The following is a 20564-nucleotide window of genomic DNA, read 5'->3' as shown; positions in this document are numbered from 1 at the left end:
GGGATGCAAAAAAAACCGGCAGATGGTCGTTCAAAATTTCACCAGTCCCGGTATGATCGCGCGCCCTGATGCATGCTGGTAAACCGTGATGATGAAGTCCAACCTGATCGCCGCCGCGGAGATCGACCGACTCGATACCTGGGCCAAGTACTCCGCCCCGATGTGCGGTTCCTGCGTGTCGAGCTGCTGCACGCTGCCGGTGGAGGTCAAGATCAAGGACCTGATCCGCATTGGCATCGTCGATGAGTTCGAACTGGGCGACCCACCGAAGAACATCGCCAAGCGCCTGCAGAAGGAAGGGATCGTCGAGCGCTACAACCAGAAGTCGGAAATCTTCACGCTCCAGCGCATGAGCAACAACGATTGCCTTTATCTGGACCGCAAGAGCCGGCTGTGCACCATTTACGAGAAGCGCCCGGACACCTGCCGCAACCATCCTCGGGTCGGACCACGGCCAGGCTATTGCGCCTACAAGCCCAAGGAAGTGGAGCGCGAGCGCAACCCGCGGACGTTGGATCGATTCTGATCAGCCGTTGGTTATCTAGCGCCTGAACCATCGCCATCGCGAGCAAGCTCGCTCCCACAGGGGATTCATGTCGGACACAGAATCTGTATCCGCTGAAGATCTACTGTGGGAGCGAGCTTGCTCGCGATAGCGCCCTGAAAGCCACTACTAACTTCCAGGCATAAAAAAACGCCCCCGATCTCACGACCGGGGGCGTTTTTTTTCAGCCGCTAACTAAGTCGAGACTCAGTTGCCGCTTTTCTTGGCAGCGCGGGTACGCTCGCTTTCGCCAAGGATTTTCTTACGCAGGCGAATCGACTTAGGCGTCACTTCGCACAGTTCGTCTTCCTGCACGAACTCCAGCGCTTGTTCCAGGGTGAACTTGACCGGCGGAACCAGGGCGATGGTTTCGTCCTTGCCCGAAGCACGCATGTTGTCGAGCTTCTTGCCTTTGGTCGGGTTCACGCCCAGGTCGTTGTCGCGGCTGTTCAGGCCGACGATTTGACCTTCGTAGATATCCTGGCCGTGCTCGACGAACAGCTTGCCGCGCGCTTGTAAGGTTTCCAGCGAGTAGGTCAGGGCCTTGCCGGTGGCAACCGATACCAGCACGCCGTTCTGACGGCCGGACATGTCGCCGGACTTCATCACGTCGTAACGATCGAAGATCGAGGTCAGGATGCCGCCACCGGAGGTCAGGGTCAGGAACTCGTTACGGAAACCGATCAGGCCACGGGCCGGGATGTTGTACTCAAGGCGCACACGGCCCTTGCCATCCGGAACCATGTTGGTCAGGTCGCCTTTACGCAGGCCCATTTGTTCCATGATCGCGCCCTGGGATTCTTCCGGCAGGTCGATGGTCACGTTTTCGTACGGTTCGTGCTTGACGCCATCGACCATGCGGATGATCACTTCAGGACGACCCACGCCCATTTCGAAGCCTTCGCGACGCATGGTTTCGATCAGTACCGAGAGGTGCAGCTCACCACGGCCGGAGACTTTGAACTTGTCGGCCGAGTCGCCTTCTTCAACGCGCAGGGCAACGTTGTAGAGCAGCTCTTTGTCCAGGCGTTCCTTGATGTTACGGCTAGTCACGAACTTGCCTTCGCGGCCGCAGAACGGCGAGTCGTTGACCTGGAAGGTCATCGAAACGGTAGGTTCGTCAACGGTCAGCGGCTTCATCGCTTCGACGTTCAGTGGGTCGCACAGGGTGTCGGAGATGAACAGCTGGTCGAAGCCGCTGATGCAGACGATGTCGCCGGCCGCTGCCTCTTCAACGTCGATGCGGTGCAGGCCGTGGTGACCCATCAGCTTGAGGATACGACCGTTGCGCTTCTTGCCTTCAGCGTCGATGGCAACCACCGGGGTGTTCGGCTTGATGCGACCACGGGCGATACGGCCAACACCGATCACACCCAGGAAGCTGTTGTAGTCCAGTGCCGAGATCTGCATCTGGAACGGACCGTCACGGTCGACTTTCGGTGCCGGTACGTCGTCGACGATCGACTGGTACAGCGGGGTCATGTCTTCCGCCATGGCGGTGTGGTCCAGGCCGGCAATGCCGTTCAGGGCCGAGGCGTAGACGACTTTGAAGTCCAGCTGTTCTTCGGTGGCACCCAGGTTGTCGAACAGGTCGAAGATCTGGTCCAGAACCCAGTCCGGACGCGCGCCTGGACGGTCAACCTTGTTGATGACCACGATCGGACGCAGGCCGGCTTCGAACGCCTTCTTGGTCACGAAACGGGTTTGCGGCATAGGGCCGTCTTGAGCGTCAACCAGCAGCAGTACGGAGTCGACCATCGACATCACGCGCTCTACTTCACCACCGAAGTCGGCGTGGCCCGGGGTGTCCACGATGTTGATGTGGTAGCCGTTCCAGTTGATGGCGGTGTTTTTCGCCAGGATGGTAATACCGCGCTCTTTTTCCTGGTCGTTGGAGTCCATCACGCGCTCGTCGTTGAGCTCGTTGCGCTCCAGGGTGCCGGATTGACGCAAGAGTTTGTCTACCAGGGTGGTCTTACCATGGTCAACGTGAGCAATGATGGCGATGTTGCGTAGATTTTCGATCACTTGTGTATCTCGATCAGAGGATTCGGTGTGCTGACAGGTCGTGGCAGCGATTTACGTTGAGTCCGACAGTTACAGCGTGTCGGCGGCGTCGGGGGGCCGGTGACGCAGGCCACAGGCAAACAGCCCCGGGCACTTAGCTCGGTCGATAAACGCGCACATTGGCATGCCCCTCACTGAGCAAATGGTGGGCATGCAGGCGACTCATCACGCCTTTGTCGCAATACAGCAGGTACTGGCGAGTAGGGTCCAGTTCCTTGAAACGCGCGTTCACTGCATAGAACGGCATCGTTTTTACCTCGATGCCGGCGACACTCAGCGGGTCGTCTTCAGCGTCATCCGGATGGCGGATGTCGATGATGATCTGACCGGCCAACGCTTCGCCGACTTCTTCAATTTGAACATCCTGGCCCAATTCATCGATCACCCGATCGATCGGCACCAGCCTGGCGTTTTCGAGCGCTCGCTCGAGCACCGCCATGTCGAATTCTTTCTCTTCGTGCTCTACCCGCCCGCGCTTGGCCGCCGTCTTCGGATTGACCGAGATGACGCCGCAATACTCCGGCATGTGCCGGGCAAACTCGGCGGTGCCGATTTCATTGGCCTGGTCGATGATGTCCTGCTTGTGGCTGGCGATCAGTGGACGCAGGACCAGCTTCTCGGTCACGCAGTCGATCACCGACAGGTTCGGCAACGTCTGGCTCGACACCTGGGAGATCGCCTCGCCGGTCACCAGCGCGTCGATTTGCAGGCGGTCGGCAATTCGTGAAGCGGCGCGCAACATCATACGCTTCAAAATGACGCCCATATGACTGTTATCGACTTTGCCGAGAATCTCGCCCAGGACTTCCTCGAACGGCACACTCACAAATAACACGCGTTGGGAGCTGCCGTACTTCTTCCAGATGAAGTGCGCCACTTCCATCACGCCCAATTCATGGGCGCGCCCGCCCAGGTTGAAAAAGCAGAAATGGCTCATCAACCCGCGACGCATGATCTGGTAGGCGGCTACCGTGGAGTCGAAGCCACCGGACATCAGCACCAGGGTCTGCTCCAGCGAACCCAGCGGATAACCGCCGATGCTGTTGTGCTGGCTGTGGATCACGAATAGCCGCTGGTCGCGAATTTCGATGCGGACTTCGACTTCCGGATCTTTCAACGAAATACCGGCCGCGCCGCATTGCCGGCGCAATTGGCTGCCGACGTACTTCTCCACATCCATCGAGCTGAACGCGTGCTTGCCCGCACGCTTGCAACGCACCGAAAAGATCTTGCCGGCCAGTGCGTCACCATAATGAAGCATGCACTTGGCAAGGATGTCGTCGAAATCACCCAACGGATATTCGTCGACTTGCAGAAAATGCGCGATGCCCGGCATGCAGCTCAGGCGCTCGGTCATTTCCTTCAGGACCTTGGGTTCGCTGACACGGGTTTCCAGCTCGAGGTTGTCCCACACGCCATTCACCACCACAGCCGGGTCCAGGTCTCGGAGCACAGCACGGATGTTCTTGGCCAACTGGCGGATGAAACGCATCCGTACCGGGCGGCTCTTGATGGTGATCTCGGGGAAGACTTTTACGATTAGTTTCATGAAAACAGCGCGCGAACGGCCAGCCGAAAAAGGGGGGCGCGGATTATAGCGGAAATTGCTCAAGGTTTAACCAGTTTATGTGCAGATGGTTTTACATGCACCAAAACAGGTCATTATCGATTGGCGGCGCCACATTGCAGTGCGTTATTGTCTGACAATCTGTGATTTACGCCTTTAAAAGCGTGGATTTGGTGCAAAAAACCCATGCTGGGGCACTGGCATGCAATTTGCTCCCTTGTGAGGCAGGTTGCCTTGGCAGAGTATTCGCGCCGGCATCACCCATATCTAAGGGCACTCCACTACCCGCCCGAAGCCACCCGGAGGACATATGTCGAAGTCGGTTCAACTCATCAAAGATCATGACGTCAAGTGGATTGATCTGCGCTTCACTGACACCAAAGGCACTCAACATCACGTGACCATGCCGGCCCGTGATGCGCTGGACGACGAATTCTTCGAAATCGGCAAGATGTTCGACGGTTCCTCCATCTCCGGCTGGAAAGGCATCGAAGCCTCCGACATGATCCTGATGCCGGACGACGAAACCGCCGTCCTGGACCCGTTCACCGAAGAGCCGACCCTGATCCTGGTCTGCGACATCATCGAACCTTCGACCATGCAAGGCTATGACCGCGACCCACGCGCCATCGCCCACCGTGCCGAGGAATACCTGAAGTCCACCGGTATCGGCGACACCGCTTTCTTCGGCCCTGAGCCTGAGTTCTTCATCTTCGACTCGGTCAAGTTCAAGTCCGACATCTCCGGCTCCATGTTCAAGATCTTCTCCGAACAAGGTTCGTGGATGTCCGACCAGGACGTGGAAGGCGGCAACAAAGGCCACCGTCCAGGTATCAAGGGCGGTTACTTCCCGGTTCCACCGTTCGACTTCGACCACGAAATCCGTACCTCCATGTGCAACGCACTGGAAGAAATGGGCCAGACCGTCGAAGTTCACCACCACGAAGTGGCGACTGCCGGCCAGAACGAAATCGGCGTGAAATTCAACACGCTGGTCAAGAAGGCTGACGAAGTACAGACCCTCAAGTACTGCGTACACAACGTGGCTGACGCCTTCGGCCGCACCGCGACCTTCATGCCGAAGCCTCTGTACGGCGACAACGGTTCGGGCATGCACGTTCACATGTCGATCTCCAAGGACGGCAAGAACACCTTCGCAGGCGAAGGCTATGCCGGCCTGTCGGACACCGCCCTGTACTTCATCGGCGGTATCATCAAGCACGGTAAGGCCCTGAACGGCTTCACCAACCCGTCGACCAACTCCTACAAGCGTCTGGTCCCAGGCTTCGAGGCTCCGGTCATGCTGGCCTACTCGGCTCGCAACCGTTCCGCCTCGATCCGTATTCCTTACGTGAACAGCCCTAAAGCCCGCCGTATCGAAGCACGCTTCCCGGATCCGGCTGCCAACCCGTACCTGGCCTTCGCTGCACTGATGATGGCCGGCCTGGATGGTATCCAGAACAAGATCCACCCTGGCGATGCCGCTGACAAAAACCTGTATGACCTGCCGCCTGAAGAGGCCAAGGAAATCCCACAGGTCTGTGGCAGCCTGAAAGAAGCCCTGGAAGAGCTGGACAAGGGCCGTGCGTTCCTGACCAAGGGCGGCGTATTCAGCGATGACTTCATCGACGCTTACATCGCACTGAAAAGCGAAGAAGAAATCAAGGTTCGCACCTTCGTACACCCACTGGAATATGAGCTGTACTACAGCTGCTGATCCAGTAAGCGCCGCCACGCACGGCGTGAACTAAAGAGAGGCCTCCTTCGGGAGGCCTTTTTTATGGGGGCAGGTTAAGTGCATGATGCCTCGTCGCTCCCCCACAGAAGACGAGACTGACCATGACGTTGCGCTTCAAGCTCTGCCTTGCCCTGTCTGCCGCGCTGCTGGCTACCACCGCCGAAGCCGCCTCGACCCGCGCCCCTGACGACCTCACCCCGCTGCTCAACGCCATTGGCGAACGCCTGGCCATCGCCGACCAGGTAGCGTTGAGCAAATGGGACAGTGGCAAACCTGTGGAGGACCGTCAGCGCGAGCGTGAAGTCATTGCCGCCGCCGTTGCCCAGGCGCCGGCCTACAAGTTGAGTGGCGAAACCGTGGAAGCGTTTTTCGCCGCCCAGATAGAAGCCAACAAAATGGTGCAATACATCAACTTGTCCGACTGGGCCCTGGACGGCAAGGCCCCGGACCTGCCACGCCCGGACTTGGTAGGCGAGATCCGCCCACAACTTGATCGACTACAAAAACGCCTATTGCAGCAACTGGCCGATTTCGCCCCCTACCGCACCGACCCGCACTGCCCGCAATGGCTGGCCCGAGCCACCCACCACAACAAACAGCACCCGATACACAGGCTCGCCTTGATCCGGGCAACCGGCGGACTGTGCGTTTCCCCGAAATCCTGAGCCCCCCTCCCACAGTGGTTTTGCATCGAGCCCAAGATGTGTGCTCACAACCGATCCCCTGTGGGAGCGAGCTTGCTCGCGATGAGGCCGGCACATCCAACACCCCAATGACTGACACGCCGCTATCGCGAGCAAGCTCGCTCCCACAATGGTTTTGCATCGGGCTCAAGATGTGTGCTCACAGCAAATCCCCTGTGGGAGCAACACAACAACTGGGCCAACCATCCGCCCTGGCCTATGCTGCATCCATCACTCTGGTTTTCGGTTGATTTCCCATGGGTCGCGGTTTTTTAATCATCCTGTTGTTGCTGCTGGCGCTGCCTGCCGCCGCGCATATCTACAAGTACACCGACGCCGAGGGCAACACCGCCTACAGCAACCAGCCGCCCCAAGGCGTACCGGCGCAGACAGTGGAGTTGCCACCGCTCAACAGCATCGAACGTCAATCCCCAACCAGCCCGGACACCCCACCAGCCCCCGCGAACAGCGACGAACCGCGCAATGCCTATGAGATCCTGGAACTGATCGACATCCCCACCGAGGAGGCCCTGCGTGCCAACAACGGCACCTTCACCGTGGGCGTGCGTGCCCAACCGCGCCTGCGCAGCCCCCATCTGTTCCGTTTGCTGCTGGACGGACAGCCCTACGGCCAGCCGAGCAACGTGCCGCGCCTGCAATTGATGAATATCGATCGGGGCGAACACAGCCTGGCGGTTCAGGTCATCGACGGAGAGAACCTTGTGCAGCAAAGCGAAACCGTCACGTTCACCGTGCAACGGGTGCACCGACCATGATCCGCTGGTGGCTCGCCCTTGGCCTGGCATTGGCGGCGCTGCCCGGGGTGGCGCAGGTCTACACCTACATCGATGCCCAGGGTAATCGTGTGTTCACCGATCAGCCGCGCCCTGGCAACGCAAAGAAAGTCCAAGTGTCACCCGGCAACCGGATGCCGACGCCGCCGGCGAGCACACCCTCGGCGCCTGCGGCCGAAGCCCGGCCCGAGCCGCTGTTCCATTACGAAATGCTCCGGCTGTTGATACCCGAGCCGGACGCGACAATACGCAGCACCGCAGGCGAACTGATCGTCAGCGTCACCAGCGAGCCCGGCCTTAAAAAAGGCCACCGCTACCGGCTGTTGCTCGACGGCCAGCCGACGGGCGCGCCGGGGCCGAGCCCGGTATTCGCCTTGAGTAACATCGACCGGGGCAGCCATCATCTGGCGGTGGAAATCCTTGACGAGCAGGACCGCATCGTCGAGCGCACCGCCAACCAGCCCTTCCACATGCAGCGCATGTCCCTGGCGCAAAAGCGCCGCATCAAGCCCTGCGCCACGGCCGACTACGGTCAACGGCCCGAGTGCCCTCTCGCCGAAAAACCTGAAGAAGAAAAAAGCAGCATCTTGCCGTTCTTCTAACACCACCCAGACCGACGCACTATATTGGTGCAATAGCTTGCACGATACCCAGATCCAAAACCCATTTTGGTTCGAAAGTACCCGAAAAAGCTGGCAGAACGCCACGCAACCGACCGAAAAACACCCTTTTGAGGCTCTAAACGCTTCTTTTCGGAGCCTTGGTTTGGTTTTTGCATTTTCCTCGCAACAGCGCATTAATCGCGCGCGCAATTTGGGATCGGTCCCCAGTTGCTACGCTCCAAAAGAGGTCCTGATGACCATTAGCGACGCACTACACCGCTTGCTGCTCGACAACCTCACCACCGCGACCATCCTGCTCGACGCAGAATTGCGCCTCGAGTATATGAACCCGGCGGCGGAGATGCTCCTGGCCGTCAGCGGCCAGCGCAGTCACGGGCAGTTCATCAGCGAGCTGTTCACCGAATCCGCCGAAGCGCTCAACTCCCTGCGCCAAGCGGTGGAGCAGGCCCACCCGTTCACCAAGCGTGAGGCGATGCTCACCGCCCTGACCGGCCAGACCCTGACCGTGGATTACGCAGTCACGCCGATCCTGAACAACGGTGCCACTTTGCTGCTGCTGGAAGTCCATCCCCGTGATCGGCTGCTGCGCATCACCAAGGAAGAGGCGCAATTGTCCAAGCAGGAAACCAGCAAGATGCTGGTGCGCGGCCTCGCCCATGAGATCAAGAATCCCCTCGGCGGGATACGTGGCGCGGCGCAGTTGCTCGCCCGCGAACTGCCGGAAGAAAGCCTCAAGGACTACACCAACGTCATCATCGAAGAAGCCGACCGCCTGCGGAACCTGGTGGACCGCATGCTTGGCTCGAACAAGCTGCCATCCCTGGCGATGTGCAACGTCCATGAAGTGCTGGAACGTGTCGGCAGCCTGGTGGAAGCCGAAAGCCAGGGCTGCATCACCTTGGTGCGCGACTATGACCCGAGCATTCCCGATGTCTTGATCGACCGCGAACAAATGATCCAGGCCGTACTGAACATCGTGCGCAACGCCATGCAGGCCATCAGCAGCCAGAACGAACTGCGCCTGGGCCGCATCAGCCTGCGGACCCGCGCCATGCGCCAATTCACCATCGGCCATGTGCGCCATCGCCTGGTGACCAAGATCGAAATCATCGACAACGGCCCGGGCATCCCAGCCGAGCTGCAGGAAACCATCTTTTTCCCCATGGTCAGCGGCCGTCCGGACGGTACCGGGCTGGGCCTGGCCATTACCCAGAACATCATCAGTCAGCATCAGGGCTTGATCGAATGTGAGAGCCACCCCGGCCACACCACCTTCTCGATCTTCCTGCCACTGGAACAAGGAGCCACATCGACATGAGCCGTAGTGAAACCGTGTGGATCGTCGATGACGACCGTTCTATCCGTTGGGTCCTGGAAAAAGCCTTGCAACAGGAAGGCATGACCACCCAGAGCTTCGACAGCGCCGACGGGGTGATGAGTCGCCTGGCGCGTCAGCAACCGGACGTCATCATCTCCGACATCCGCATGCCGGGCGCCAGCGGCCTGGATCTGTTGGCGCGAATTCGCGAACAGCATCCGCGCCTGCCGGTGATCATCATGACCGCCCATTCCGACCTGGACAGCGCCGTGGCGTCTTACCAGGGCGGCGCTTTTGAATACCTGCCCAAGCCATTCGACGTCGACGAAGCGGTGTCGCTAGTCAAGCGCGCCAACCAGCACGCCCAGGAGCAGCAGGGCCTGGAAGAAGTGCCGGCCCTGGCCCGCACCCCGGAAATCATCGGCGAAGCTCCGGCGATGCAGGAAGTGTTTCGCGCCATCGGGCGCTTGAGCCACTCCAACATCACCGTGCTGATCAACGGCGAGTCGGGCACCGGCAAGGAACTGGTGGCCCACGCCCTGCATCGCCACAGTCCACGGGCGGCGTCGCCGTTCATCGCGCTGAACATGGCGGCGATTCCCAAGGACTTGATGGAGTCCGAACTGTTCGGCCACGAGAAAGGCGCGTTCACCGGCGCGGCCAACCTGCGCCGTGGGCGTTTCGAGCAAGCCGACGGCGGCACGCTGTTCCTCGATGAAATCGGAGACATGCCGGCTGACACCCAGACCCGCCTGTTGCGCGTATTGGCCGATGGCGAGTTCTATCGGGTCGGCGGCCATACGCCGGTCAAGGTCGATGTGCGCATCATCGCCGCGACCCACCAGAACCTGGAAACCCTGGTGCACGCCGGCAAATTCCGTGAGGACTTGTTCCATCGCCTGAACGTGATCCGCATCCATATCCCGCGCCTGGCGGACCGTCGTGAAGACATCCCGACCCTGGCCCGGCACTTCCTCAGCCGCGCGGCCCAGGAACTGGCGGTCGAGCCCAAGCTGCTCAAGAGCGAAACCGAGGAATACCTCAAGAACCTGCCATGGCCGGGCAACGTGCGCCAGTTGGAGAACACCTGCCGCTGGATCACGGTGATGGCTTCGGGTCGCGAGGTGCACATCAGCGACCTGCCGCCGGAGCTGTTGAGCCTGCCGCAGGATTCGGCCCCGGTGACCAACTGGGAACAAGCCCTGCGCCAGTGGGCCGACCAGGCCCTGGCCCGTGGCCAGTCGAGCCTGTTGGACAGTGCCGTGCCCAGCTTCGAGCGGATCATGATCGAAACCGCCCTCAAGCACACCGCCGGCCGCCGCCGCGACGCCGCCGTGCTACTGGGCTGGGGCCGCAATACCTTGACCCGCAAGATCAAGGAATTGGGGATGAAGGTCGATGGTGGGGATGATGATGACGGGGATGAGGGCTGATCAGCCTTTGACCCTTCGCTGAATTTGGAGGCCCCATCGCGAGCAAACTCGCTCCCACAGGTTTTGTGAACGACACAGAGCTACCGTGGGAGCGAGCTTGCTCCGGGCGGCGATCCGACGATGCTTTTAAAGGCTTCATGCACCGCATCAATGCACTGCGAACCGCAATTGCACATGCACCACAAGCCAAACCCCATCGGCACAGCTCGAAAAAAAACGCACAAACAAAAGCAAAAGCCCCGGAATACGGGGCTTTTCACATCACCAGCGGTCTTTTTGTGACAAACCATTTAAAACTGGCACGCCCCCTGCAATAGCTAGATCACTACCCAGTTTAGGGGACCTTGGTACAGGCAGGCCGGGGATTCCCATTTTATACGGGCTCAGCGAGCCCACTGTTTTGGGGGCCTTGATACAGGCAGGTCAAGGTTTCCCTTCTTTACACCCAGGGCCACGCGCTCAGCGCGAGCCCTCCCGTTTTGGGGACCTTGGTACAGGCAGGCCGGGGATTCCCTCTTTTATTGCTCCTGGAGACGGATCTCCAACCGCCAGCGGTCATCGACTTCGCTGCCGGTCCACTCCCCTCGCAACGGACGCGCCGCCACCAGCGTCAGCAACAACCCCTTGTCACTCAAGCGCACCCGCCAGTTCACGTCCTTGCCGTTGACTTTCAACTGGCCCTTCTGCGGCCGGCCTTCTGCCTGGAGCAGCAGCGCCACCGAGCCGTCGACGATTTCCCCATGGAGCTTGGGTTCATTGTTGAACCAGGCCACCAGCGCCCCGTCTGTCACTTCGACCTGTTGCAACGCGCTCGGGTCGGGCGTGGTCAGGCGCCCGATCATCAGCCCCACCATCATGCCGACGATCGCCAACGACCCCATCACCCGAGGCAATAGCTTCGAACGTCGGTCGGTTTGCGGCGTAGAATGCCGCTCATCTTTATCTGCGGAGCCGTGCATGTTTCACGTCATCCTTTTTCAACCGGAAATACCGCCCAATACCGGCAACGTCATCAGGCTGTGCGCCAACAGCGGCTGCCACCTGCATTTGATCGAACCGCTGGGCTTCGACATGGACGACAAGCGCTTGCGCCGGGCCGGCCTCGACTATCACGAGTATGCCACCTTGCAGCGTCACGCCGACCTCGCCAGTTGCCTGGAGAGCCTCGGGCATCCGCGCCTGTTCGCCTTTACCACCAAGGGTTCGCGGCCGTTCCATGACGCCAGCTTCGTCGCTGGTGATGCGTTCCTGTTCGGCCCGGAAAGCCGTGGCCTGCCGGCTGACGTGCTGGACGCCCTGCCCGCCGAGCAGCGCCTGCGCCTGCCAATGCGCGAAGGCTGCCGCAGCCTGAACCTGTCCAACACCGTGGCGGTGGCGGTTTATGAGGCGTGGCGGCAGAACGGCTTCGCCTGAGCCCTGGCTGCCAGCCAGAAACACCTGTGGGAGCGAGCTTGCTCGCGATAGCATTGGGTCAGTCAGCTTTGATGTCGACTGATACACCGCCATCGCGAGCAAGCTCGCTCCCACAGGTTTTGTATTCAGGCGTTGGAGCGCCGTTTACTGAACGGTCGCGCCGCCTTCCTGTTGCATGCGCTGCAGTTCTTGCGCGTACAGGGCATCGAAGTTCACCGGAGCCAGCATCAGGGCCGGGAACGAACCGCGGGTCACCAGGCTGTCCAGGGTTTCGCGGGCGTAAGGGAACAGGATGTTCGGGCAGAACGCGCCCAGGGTGTGGCTCATCGAAGCGGCGTCCAGGTTCTTGATCAGGAAGATACCGGCCTGTTGCACTTCGGCGATGAACGCCACTTCGTCACCGTTCTTCACGGTCACCGACAGGGTCAGCACCACTTCGTGGAAGTCATCTTCCAGGGCTTTCTGACGGGTGTTCAGGTCCAGGCCTACGCTCGGCTCCCACTGCTGGCGAAAGATCGCCGGGCTTTTCGGGGCTTCAAAAGACAGGTCGCGAACGTAAATGCGCTGCAAGGAGAATTGCGGTGCGGCTTCTTCTTCAGTGGCAGCTGTGTTCTGTTGGTCAGTCATCGCAGATCCTTCTTACTTTCAGGTTCTATTAATTGGGAATTCAGGCCTTGAGCAGCGCGTCGAGCTTGCCGGCGCGCTCCAGGGCGAACAGGTCATCGCAACCGCCCACGTGGGTGTCGCCGATCCAGATCTGCGGCACGGAGGTGCGCCGGGCCTTCTGGGTCATTTCGGCGCGCAGTTGCGGCTTGCCGTCGACCTTGATCTCTTCGAAAGCCACGCCTTTGTTCTGGAGCAGGTGCTTGGCTCGGGAGCAATAAGGGCAGTAATCGCTGGAATAGACAACTACGTGGGGCATGTCACTTCACCAGGGGCAGATTGTCGGCTTTCCAGCTCGCAACGCCACCGGACAGTTTGGCGGCGGTGAAGCCGGACTTCATCAGTTCGCGGGCAAGGGTACCGGCCTGCTGGCCCTGGGCGTCCACCAGAATCAGCGTCTTGGCCTTGTGTTTTTCCAGTTCGGCCGCACGAGCGATCAGTTTGTCCTGAGGAATGTTCAGCGCGCCGACAATGTGACCGGCGGCGTAGTCCTTGCTCGGGCGGATATCGACCACGACGCCGGCGTCCTTGTTGACCAGCGCGGTCAGCTCGCCGGTGCTCAGGCTGCGTCCGCCGCCCTGCATCGTGTGGGCAACCAGCAACGCCAGCAGTACGACGAAGATACCGACGAGAATGTAGTGGTTAGTGGCAAATTCAATCAGGTGAGCAACCATCGAAGGAGGTTCCAGGGCGTTAAAATGTCGGCCAGTATACACAGCACGCAAGGCCGGCCAAACCCCGCCCGGCGGTGACGCCGTCGGAACTTACCTTTAAACTGCCCGTCCCTTTTCCATCGTCTTCTTTTAACCCGCCACGAGTGGATTCCATGACTACCACGCCTAAACCTTTGGTCCTGATGATTCTCGACGGCTTCGGTCACAGTGACAGCCACGAATCCAACGCCGTGTATTCGGCCAACAAGCCGGTGCTGGACCGTTTGTGGGCCACCGTACCCAACGGCCTGATCTCCGGCAGCGGCATGGATGTCGGCCTGCCGGACGGGCAGATGGGCAACTCCGAAGTCGGCCACATGAACCTCGGCGCAGGCCGTGTGGTGTACCAGGACTTCACCCGCGTGACCAAATCGATCCGCGACGGCGAATTTTTCGAAAACCCGACCATCTGCGCCGCCGTGGATAAAGCCGTGGCCGCCGGCAAGGCCGTACACTTCATGGGCCTGTTGTCCGACGGCGGCGTGCACAGCCACCAGGACCACCTGGTCGCCATGGCCGAACTCGCTGCCAAGCGCGGTGCTGAAAATATTTATCTGCACGCCTTTCTCGATGGCCGCGATACGCCACCGAAGAGCGCCGAGTCGTCGATCAAAGTATTGGACGACGCGTTCAAGGCGCTGGGCAAAGGCCGGATCGCCAGCCTGATCGGTCGCTACTTCGCCATGGACCGGGATAACCGCTGGGACCGAGTCGCCCAGGCTTACAACCTGATCGTCGATGGCAATGCCGAGTTTCACGCCGCCACCGCGCAAGAAGGCCTGCAAGCCGCCTACGAGCGCGGCGAAAGCGACGAATTCGTCAAGGCCACCACCCTCGGCGCGCCGGTTAAAGTCGAAGACGGCGATGCCGTGGTGTTCATGAACTTCCGCGCCGACCGCGCCCGCGAACTGACCCGCGTATTTGTCGAAGACGATTTCAAGGAATTCGAACGCGCCCGCCAGCCGAAACTGGCCGGTTTCGTGATGCTGACTCAATACGCCGCCAGCATTCCCGCGCCATCGGCCTTCGCCGCCGGCAGCCTGGAAAATGTGCTCGGCGACTACCTGGCGAAAAACGGCAAGACCCAGCTGCGCATCGCCGAGACCGAAAAGTACGCCCACGTGACGTTCTTTTTCTCCGGTGGCCGTGAAGAACCTTTCCCGGGTGAGGAACGCATCCTGATCCCGTCGCCAAAAGTCGCCACCTACGACCTGCAACCGGAAATGAGCGCGCCGGAAGTGACCGACCGCATCGTCGATGCCATCGAGAACCAGCGCTACGACGTCATCGTTGTCAACTATGCCAACGGCGACATGGTGGGCCATAGCGGCGTGTTCGAGGCGGCAGTCAAGGCCGTGGAATGCCTGGACACCTGCGTGGGTCGCATCGTCGAGGCTTTGGAAAAAGTCGGCGGGGAAGCGTTGATCACGGCCGACCACGGCAACGTCGAGCAGATGTCCGACGAATCCACCGGCCAGGCCCACACCGCCCACACCACCGAGCCGGTGCCGTTCATCTATGTCGGCAAGCGTGACTTCAAGGTTCGCGACGGCGGCGTGCTGGCTGACGTAGCGCCGACCATGCTGATGTTGCTGGGCATGGAGAAGCCGGCGGAGATGACCGGGACTTCGATCCTGGTCTGACCCAACACATACCAATGTGGGAGCGACCTTGCTCGCGATAGCGGTATTACAGTCAACATCTATGTTGGATGTCATGGCCTCATCGCGAGCAAGCTCGCTCCCACAGGGTTCAAGGTGTTTTTTCGGCCAGTTATCACACAGCCCCAAATGGGCGTTTTTTTTGCAGCGTGGGGCGGGCATACTAGGCCGTCCCTTTCCCTGGTGTCGCCCGCCTCTATGCTTCGCGTCCTGATAGCCCTCGCTCTGACCTGCCTGCTTCAACCGGCCTTTGCCGACGAGCGCGCGCAAACCCAACAGCAGTTGGAAGCCACGCGCCAGGACATTGCCGAGCTGAAAAAGCTGCTGGGCAAGTTGCAGGAAGAAAAATCCAGCGTGCAGAAAGACCTGCGCGGCACCGAAACCGAGATGGGCAAGCTGGAGAAGCAGGTCGACGCCCTGCAAAAAGAGCTGAAGAAAAGCGAATCCGAGCTGCAGCGGCTCGATGGAGAGAAAAAAAAACTCCAGGGCGCGCGCACTGAGCAGCAAAAGCTGATCGCCATCCAGGCCCGGGCCGCCTACCAGAACGGTCGCCAGGAATACCTCAAGCTGCTGCTCAACCAACAGAACCCCGAGAAATTCGCCCGCACCCTCACTTATTACGACTACCTGAGCCAGGCCCGCCTGGAGCAACTCAAGAATTTCAACGAAACCCTGCGCCAACTGGCCAATGTCGAAAAAGACATCGAGCTGCAACAAGCCCAGTTGCTGGTGCAGAAAAGCAGCCTCGACACCCAGCGTGAAGAACTCGAGAAGGTTCGCAAGGAGCGCCAGGTGGCCCTGGCCAAGCTCAATGACGACGTGAAGGCCCGCGACAGCAAGCTCAAGGCTCGCGAGCAGGACCAGGCCGAACTGGCCAATGTGTTGAAAACCATCGAGGAAACCCTGGCCCGCCAGGCTCGAGAGGCAGAAGAAGCGCGTCAGAAAGCGCTGATCGCCCAGCAGGAAGCCGAAAAAAAGCGCTTACGTGAAGCCCAGGCCGACGCAGACGCCGGCGACGCCCCGCGCAAACCGGCAAAAACCAGCCCCGGCGCGCTGGTTTCCAGTGATGGCGAAACCTTCGGCGGTGCTTTTGCTTCAGCCCGAGGCAAACTTCCATGGCCGGTCAATGGTCGATTGCTTGCGCGCTTCGGTGAAACCCGCGGCGACGACACCCGCACCAAGTGGGACGGGGTCATGATCAGCGCTTCCGCCGGCAGCCAGGTGCATGCCGTGCATGGCGGGCGCGTGGTATTCGCCGACTGGTTGCGTGGCGCCGGCCTGTTGGTGATCCTCGATCACGGCAACGGTTACTTGAGCCTGTACGGCCACAACCAGACGCTGCTCAAGGCGGCGGGCGATGTGGTCAAGGCCGGTGAGTCCATCTCCACGGTCGGCAACAGTGGCGGGCAGGATACGCCAGCGCTGTATTTCGCTATTCGTCAGCAGGGTCGCCCCAGTGACCCGGCCCAATGGTGTCGTGCGCAAGGATAGCGCGCCCATCCTATTAAGGAGTTCGTTCGACATGCTGCATTTGTCCCGCCTCACCTCGCTGGCCCTGACGATCGCCCTCGTGATCGGTGCGCCCCTGGCTTTTGCCGCCGAACCGGCCCCATCGGCACCCGCCGCCACCGCCGCGACCACCAAGGCGCCGCTGCCGCTGGACGAACTGCGCACCTTTGCCGAGGTCATGGACCGGATCAAGGCCGCCTATGTCGAGCCCGTGGATGACAAGATGCTGCTGGAGAACGCCATCAAAGGCATGCTCAGCAATCTTGACCCGCACTCGGCCTACCTGGGGCCGGAGGATTTTGCCGAGTTGCAGGAAAGCACCAGCGGCGAGTTCGGCGGTCTGGGCATCGAAGTCGGCAGCGAAGACGGTTTCGTCAAGGTCGTCTCGCCGATCGACGACACGCCAGCCTCGAAGGCTGGCATCCAGGCTGGTGACTTCATCGTCAAGATCAACGGCCAACCGACCCGCGGCCAGAGCATGACCGAAGCCGTGGACAAGATGCGCGGCAAGATCGGCCAGAAGATCACCCTGACCCTGGTACGCGACGGCGGCACGCCGTTCGATGTGACACTCACCCGGGCGGTCATCCAGGTCAAGAGCGTGAAGAGCCAGTTGTTGGAATCGGGCTACGGCTATATCCGCATCACCCAATTCCAGGTCAAGACCGGCGAAGAAGTCGCCAAGTCCCTGGCCAAGCTGCGCAAGGACAACGGCAAGAAACTCAACGGCCTGGTCCTGGACCTGCGCAACAACCCCGGCGGCGTGCTGCAATCGGCCGTGGAAGTGGTGGACCACTTCATCACCAAGGGCCTGATCGTCTACACCAAGGGGCGCATCGCCAATTCCGAACTGCGTTTCTCGGCCACTGGCAACGATTTGAGCGAAGCCGTGCCACTGGTAGTGCTGATCAACGGCGGCAGTGCCTCGGCCTCGGAAATCGTCGCCGGCGCCCTGCAGGACCAGAAACGCGGCGTGGTCATGGGCACCACCAGCTTCGGCAAGGGCTCGGTGCAGACCGTGTTGCCACTGAACAACGAGCGCGCCCTGAAGATCACCACCGCGCTGTACTTCACGCCTAACGGCCGCTCCATCCAGGCCCAGGGCATCGTCCCGGACATCGAAGTGCGCAAGGCCAAGATCACTAGCGAGGCGGATAGCGAATACTTCAAGGAAGCCGACCTGCAGGGTCACTTGGGCAATGGCAACGGCGGCGCCGACAAACCGACCGGCTCCGGCGCCAAGGCCAAGCCAATGCCGCAGGACGACGACTATCAATTGGCCCAGGCCTTGAGCTTGCTCAAGGGGTTGAATATCACGTCCGGCCGCTGAGATGGTCCTGCGGTTTACCTTCGTCCTGCTGTGCCTGCTGGCGGGGGCCGTTAACGCGGCCCCCGCCACACCTTCTTCGCCGCACAAGGCGTACCTGAGCCTGATCATCGACGACCTGGGGCAAAACCTGCCTCGGGATCGCCGGGTATTGGCCCTCCCCGGTCCGGTCACCGCCGCAATCATGCCCGACACGCCCCATGCCGCCGAATTCGCCCGCGAAGCCCATCGCGCCGGCAAGCTGGTCATGCTCCACATGCCCATGGACCCGGCCACCGGGCCATTCGCCTGGCATCCGGAACTGCCCATCGAAGAACTGGGCAAACGCCTGGACGCCGCGTTCGCCGCCGTGCCCTATACCAGCGGGATCAACAACCACATGGGCAGCCGCATGACCGCCCAACCCCAGGCCATGGCCTGGCTGATGGCGAATTTGCAGCAGCGTCACAAGTTTTTCGTCGACAGCCGCACCAGCGCCCAGACCGTCGCCGCCGCCGAAGCGCAGAAGATCGGCCTCGCCAGTGTGTCGCGGGATGTGTTCCTGGATGACGAGCGCACCGAAGCGGCCATAGCCGGCCAGCTCCAGATCGCCATTGACCTGGCCCGCCGGCAAGGCTCGGCCGTGATGATCGGCCATCCCTACCCGCAGACCCTGGCCGTGCTCGAACGCGAACTGCCCAAGCTCAAGGCCCAGGGCATCGAATGGATCGACATCAAGTCGATGATCAGCCTGCGCAGCAACCGGGCGATGGTTGGGCATGGGAAAGATGGGGTTTATCGGTAGCAGCCCATCGCGAGCAAGCTCGCTCCCACAGGGGATCTGCTGCGAACACAAATATTGTGTCCGGTGCAAAACCATTGTGGGAGCGAGCTTGCTCCGGGCGGCGATCCGACGATGGCGGTCGCACGGCGAGTAAAACCCTTAGAGATACCGCGCCATGATCGCGTCCACTTCACCTTCCTTGCGCAGCTCATCCAAGGCCTTTTGCAGCCGGGCCACCACGTCGTCAGGCACTTCCTTGTTCAACGCCAAGTACAACTCGGCACTGTTGAAACGCAGCACGGTCTTGAGGTCGTCCACCCCTTCCTGTCGCGCCAGGTACCGCCCGGCCGGGTCACCGGTGGCCCATAGGTCGATCTGGCCATTGACCAGCTTTCGGGCATTGTCCTGATCGCGCAGCACGACCATCGGCTTCAGCCCTTGCTTGGCCAACGTCTCGGCGATCGCGTCGCCCTTGTAGGCACCGATCTTGTATTGGCGCGCCTGCTCCAGCGAGTCGAGGGTGATCTTGCTGTCGGCCTTGGCGAGCAAGATCCAGTCGTCCGGACCGATGGGGCCGACCCATTTGAACAGCTTTTCACGCTCCGGCAACCGCGCCATGACAAACACTCCGTAGCCCGGATTTTCCAGGGCGAGTTTGTAGATGCGCTCCCAAGGGAAACGCAGCGTCAGGCTATAGGAGATATCGGCGCGCTTGAATATTTCGCGGACGATGTCCACGGCGATGCCCTGGATATTTTCGTCCTGAGCGAAGTTCTTGCCGTTCTTGGCCATGTTGTACGGGGGGAAGTTTTCCGTCAGCAACACCAGCGATGTATCAGCCGCACGGACGGTGCCTGCGAGCAGCAACGTGGCACCGGCAAAGGCAAGAACGAGGCGTTTGAGCATGTCGGGCTACCGCAATCCATGGTGTGCCCAAGAGTGCCTTGGGCCCGCCATGGTGTCCAGCGATCAGCGAATGCAGATACCGCGATGAGCCATGTAGGCCTTGGCTTCCGGCACGGTGTATTCACCGAAGTGGAAAATACTCGCCGCCAATACCGCACTGGCGTGACCTTCAAGAATGCCGTCGGCCAGGTGCTGCAGGTTGCCAACACCGCCGGAAGCGATGACTGGAATGCCCAGCGCATCGCTGATGGCGCGGGTCACGCCCAGGTCGAAGCCGTTTTTCATGCCGTCCTGGTCCATGCTGGTCAGCAGGATTTCACCGGCCCCGAGGCCTTCCATCTTCTTCGCCCACTCGACGGCGTCAAGGCCCGTGGGTTTGCGCCCGCCGTGAGTGAAGATTTCCCAGCGCGGGGTTTCGCCCGGGCCGGAGACCTTCTTCGCGTCGATGGCCACGACGATGCACTGCGAGCCGAAGTGCTGGGCCGCTTCGCCGACAAATTCCGGATTGAACACCGCGGCAGTGTTGATGGACACCTTGTCCGCCCCGGCATTGAGCAGGTTGCGGATGTCCTGCACGGTGCGCACGCCACCGCCCACGGTCAGCGGGATGAACACCTGGCTGGCCATGCGCTCGACGGTATGCAGCGTGGTGTCGCGGCCATCGACGCTGGCCGTGATGTCGAGGAAGGTAATCTCGTCCGCACCCTGCTCATCGTAGCGACGGGCGATTTCCACCGGGTCGCCGGCATCACGGATGTTCTCGAACTTGACGCCCTTGACCACCCGGCCGTTGTCCACGTCCAGGCAAGGGATGATGCGTTTGGCCAGCGCCATGGTCAGTC

Annotated in this window: 20 protein-coding genes; 12 read left to right on the top strand and 8 right to left on the bottom strand. The window is 60.7% G+C overall.

Translation table 11 applies throughout. The annotated features are described in order from the left end of the window. The first annotated feature begins 88 nt into the window (after positions 1–88). Positions 89–526 carry a YkgJ family cysteine cluster protein gene (locus tag ACLH0I_RS02855; protein WP_134922476.1) on the top strand — a complete coding sequence of 146 codons (438 nt, stop codon included), beginning with the start codon at positions 89–91 and terminating at the stop codon, positions 524–526. A gap of 225 nt (positions 527–751) precedes the next feature. Here the strand turns inward: ACLH0I_RS02855 and typA are convergent, their stop codons facing one another. Together typA and thiI are read right to left on the bottom strand one after the other, a co-directional pair. Further along, positions 752–2572 carry a translational GTPase TypA gene (typA, locus tag ACLH0I_RS02850; RefSeq protein WP_250961897.1) on the bottom strand — a complete coding sequence of 607 codons (1821 nt, stop codon included), beginning with the start codon at positions 2570–2572 and terminating at the stop codon, positions 752–754. Between the two features lie 133 nt (positions 2573–2705). Further along, entirely contained in the window at positions 2706–4160 is a 1455-nt protein-coding gene (gene thiI, locus ACLH0I_RS02845; RefSeq protein WP_411386239.1) for a tRNA uracil 4-sulfurtransferase ThiI, read from the bottom strand. 328 nt (positions 4161–4488) lie between these two features. On the opposite strand from thiI, the gene glnA reads away from it, so the two are divergent. The 6 genes from glnA to ntrC all read left to right on the top strand — a co-directional run bounded on the left by glnA (position 4489) and on the right by ntrC (position 10767). Continuing rightward, positions 4489–5895, top strand: coding sequence for a type I glutamate--ammonia ligase (gene glnA / locus ACLH0I_RS02840; protein ID WP_057449143.1), 1407 nt, complete (start codon positions 4489–4491; stop codon positions 5893–5895). Positions 5896–6017: 122 nt separating this feature from the next. Next, positions 6018–6581, top strand: coding sequence for a chorismate mutase (locus ACLH0I_RS02835; RefSeq protein WP_411386238.1), 564 nt, complete (start codon positions 6018–6020; stop codon positions 6579–6581). Positions 6582–6856: 275 nt separating this feature from the next. Beyond that, on the top strand, positions 6857–7375 hold the full coding sequence (locus ACLH0I_RS02830) for a DUF4124 domain-containing protein (RefSeq protein WP_250961894.1): 519 nt from the start codon (positions 6857–6859) through the stop codon (positions 7373–7375). Next, positions 7372–7995 (top strand): DUF4124 domain-containing protein, encoded by a 624-nt coding sequence (locus ACLH0I_RS02825; RefSeq protein ID WP_250961893.1) that lies wholly within the window; start codon positions 7372–7374, stop codon positions 7993–7995. Before ACLH0I_RS02830 ends, ACLH0I_RS02825 begins: the two co-directional genes overlap by 4 nt. Positions 7996–8248: 253 nt before the next feature. Then, positions 8249–9334, top strand: a complete 1086-nt coding sequence (gene glnL, locus ACLH0I_RS02820; protein WP_003186732.1) for a nitrogen regulation protein NR(II) — start codon at positions 8249–8251, stop codon at positions 9332–9334. Continuing rightward, a complete protein-coding gene (gene ntrC, locus ACLH0I_RS02815) occupies positions 9331–10767 on the top strand; it encodes a nitrogen regulation protein NR(I) (RefSeq protein WP_186706133.1) in 1437 nt (478 codons plus the stop codon). The genes glnL and ntrC overlap by 4 nt, the downstream gene beginning before the upstream one ends. 518 nt (positions 10768–11285) lie before the next feature. Here the strand turns inward: ntrC and ACLH0I_RS02810 are convergent. Further along, positions 11286–11726: a hypothetical protein gene (locus ACLH0I_RS02810; protein ID WP_250961892.1), complete on the bottom strand. Its 441-nt coding sequence runs from the start codon at positions 11724–11726 to the stop codon at positions 11286–11288. Between ACLH0I_RS02810 and trmL the strand changes: the two genes are divergently transcribed. After that, entirely contained in the window at positions 11725–12180 is a 456-nt protein-coding gene (trmL, locus tag ACLH0I_RS02805; protein ID WP_053117534.1) for a tRNA (uridine(34)/cytosine(34)/5-carboxymethylaminomethyluridine(34)-2'-O)-methyltransferase TrmL, read from the top strand. The two genes, ACLH0I_RS02810 and trmL, sit on opposite strands and share 2 nt — an antisense overlap. Positions 12181–12324: 144 nt before the next feature. On the opposite strand, the gene secB is transcribed toward trmL, so the two are convergent. From secB to ACLH0I_RS02790, 3 genes are read right to left on the bottom strand one after another with little or no spacing between them, the layout of a single operon-like run. Next, positions 12325–12807, bottom strand: a complete 483-nt coding sequence (secB, locus tag ACLH0I_RS02800) for a protein-export chaperone SecB (RefSeq protein WP_058546235.1) — start codon at positions 12805–12807, stop codon at positions 12325–12327. Between the two features lie 40 nt (positions 12808–12847). Beyond that, a complete protein-coding gene (gene grxC, locus ACLH0I_RS02795; protein ID WP_186710850.1) occupies positions 12848–13102 on the bottom strand; it encodes a glutaredoxin 3 in 255 nt (84 codons plus the stop codon). Between the two features lies 1 nt (position 13103). Beyond that, positions 13104–13517 (bottom strand): rhodanese-like domain-containing protein, encoded by a 414-nt coding sequence (locus ACLH0I_RS02790; protein WP_186710851.1) that lies wholly within the window; start codon positions 13515–13517, stop codon positions 13104–13106. 152 nt (positions 13518–13669) lie between these two features. On the opposite strand from ACLH0I_RS02790, the gene gpmI reads away from it, so the two are divergent. The 4 genes from gpmI (at position 13670) to ACLH0I_RS02770 (ending at position 18837) form a co-directional block, all read left to right on the top strand. Next, entirely contained in the window at positions 13670–15199 is a 1530-nt protein-coding gene (gene gpmI, locus ACLH0I_RS02785; RefSeq protein ID WP_411386237.1) for a 2,3-bisphosphoglycerate-independent phosphoglycerate mutase, read from the top strand. Positions 15200–15415: 216 nt separating this feature from the next. Then, positions 15416–16708, top strand: a complete 1293-nt coding sequence (locus ACLH0I_RS02780) for a murein hydrolase activator EnvC family protein (protein WP_186710853.1) — start codon at positions 15416–15418, stop codon at positions 16706–16708. A 31-nt stretch (positions 16709–16739) separates the two neighbouring features. Next, the gene (locus tag ACLH0I_RS02775) at positions 16740–18056 is read left to right on the top strand and encodes a S41 family peptidase (RefSeq protein WP_186710854.1); all 1317 of its coding nucleotides are present in this window, start codon (positions 16740–16742) and stop codon (positions 18054–18056) included. A gap of 1 nt (position 18057) precedes the next feature. Then, positions 18058–18837, top strand: a complete 780-nt coding sequence (locus ACLH0I_RS02770; RefSeq protein ID WP_411386236.1) for a divergent polysaccharide deacetylase family protein — start codon at positions 18058–18060, stop codon at positions 18835–18837. A gap of 138 nt (positions 18838–18975) precedes the next feature. Here ACLH0I_RS02770 and ACLH0I_RS02765 read toward each other — a convergent pair whose 3' ends face one another. After that, positions 18976–19722 (bottom strand): substrate-binding periplasmic protein, encoded by a 747-nt coding sequence (locus tag ACLH0I_RS02765; RefSeq protein ID WP_250961888.1) that lies wholly within the window; start codon positions 19720–19722, stop codon positions 18976–18978. Positions 19723–19785: 63 nt separating this feature from the next. Then, positions 19786–20556, bottom strand: a complete 771-nt coding sequence (gene hisF / locus ACLH0I_RS02760; RefSeq protein WP_003196830.1) for an imidazole glycerol phosphate synthase subunit HisF — start codon at positions 20554–20556, stop codon at positions 19786–19788. Positions 20557–20564: the final 8 nt, after the last annotated feature.

The organism is Pseudomonas sp. MPB03 (genome assembly GCF_046605385.1).
Lineage (GTDB): Bacteria > Pseudomonadota > Gammaproteobacteria > Pseudomonadales > Pseudomonadaceae > Aquipseudomonas > Aquipseudomonas zanjanensis.
The sequence above is the reverse complement of the archived record's forward strand: the minus strand, read 5'-3'. Positions and strand labels throughout refer to the sequence as shown.

Bases quoted from the DNA above. Each gene is read 5' to 3' on its own strand.
- ACLH0I_RS02855 (WP_134922476.1), top strand. From the start codon at position 89: ATGATGAAGTCCAACCTGATCGCCGCCGCGGAGATCGACCGACTCGAT.
- thiI (WP_411386239.1), bottom strand. From the start codon at position 4,160: ATGAAACTAATCGTAAAAGTCTTCCCCGAGATCACCATCAAGAGCCGC.
- glnA (WP_057449143.1), top strand. From the start codon at position 4,489: ATGTCGAAGTCGGTTCAACTCATCAAAGATCATGACGTCAAGTGGATT.
- ACLH0I_RS02835 (WP_411386238.1), top strand. From the start codon at position 6,018: ATGACGTTGCGCTTCAAGCTCTGCCTTGCCCTGTCTGCCGCGCTGCTG.
- ACLH0I_RS02830 (WP_250961894.1), top strand. From the start codon at position 6,857: ATGGGTCGCGGTTTTTTAATCATCCTGTTGTTGCTGCTGGCGCTGCCT.
- ACLH0I_RS02825 (WP_250961893.1), top strand. From the start codon at position 7,372: ATGATCCGCTGGTGGCTCGCCCTTGGCCTGGCATTGGCGGCGCTGCCC.
- glnL (WP_003186732.1), top strand. From the start codon at position 8,249: ATGACCATTAGCGACGCACTACACCGCTTGCTGCTCGACAACCTCACC.
- ntrC (WP_186706133.1), top strand. From the start codon at position 9,331: ATGAGCCGTAGTGAAACCGTGTGGATCGTCGATGACGACCGTTCTATC.
- trmL (WP_053117534.1), top strand. From the start codon at position 11,725: ATGTTTCACGTCATCCTTTTTCAACCGGAAATACCGCCCAATACCGGC.
- ACLH0I_RS02810 (WP_250961892.1), bottom strand. From the start codon at position 11,726: ATGCACGGCTCCGCAGATAAAGATGAGCGGCATTCTACGCCGCAAACC.
- secB (WP_058546235.1), bottom strand. From the start codon at position 12,807: ATGACTGACCAACAGAACACAGCTGCCACTGAAGAAGAAGCCGCACCG.
- grxC (WP_186710850.1), bottom strand. From the start codon at position 13,102: ATGCCCCACGTAGTTGTCTATTCCAGCGATTACTGCCCTTATTGCTCC.
- ACLH0I_RS02790 (WP_186710851.1), bottom strand. From the start codon at position 13,517: ATGGTTGCTCACCTGATTGAATTTGCCACTAACCACTACATTCTCGTC.
- gpmI (WP_411386237.1), top strand. From the start codon at position 13,670: ATGACTACCACGCCTAAACCTTTGGTCCTGATGATTCTCGACGGCTTC.
- ACLH0I_RS02780 (WP_186710853.1), top strand. From the start codon at position 15,416: ATGCTTCGCGTCCTGATAGCCCTCGCTCTGACCTGCCTGCTTCAACCG.
- ACLH0I_RS02775 (WP_186710854.1), top strand. From the start codon at position 16,740: ATGCTGCATTTGTCCCGCCTCACCTCGCTGGCCCTGACGATCGCCCTC.
- ACLH0I_RS02770 (WP_411386236.1), top strand. From the start codon at position 18,058: ATGGTCCTGCGGTTTACCTTCGTCCTGCTGTGCCTGCTGGCGGGGGCC.
- ACLH0I_RS02765 (WP_250961888.1), bottom strand. From the start codon at position 19,722: ATGCTCAAACGCCTCGTTCTTGCCTTTGCCGGTGCCACGTTGCTGCTC.
- hisF (WP_003196830.1), bottom strand. From the start codon at position 20,556: ATGGCGCTGGCCAAACGCATCATCCCTTGCCTGGACGTGGACAACGGC.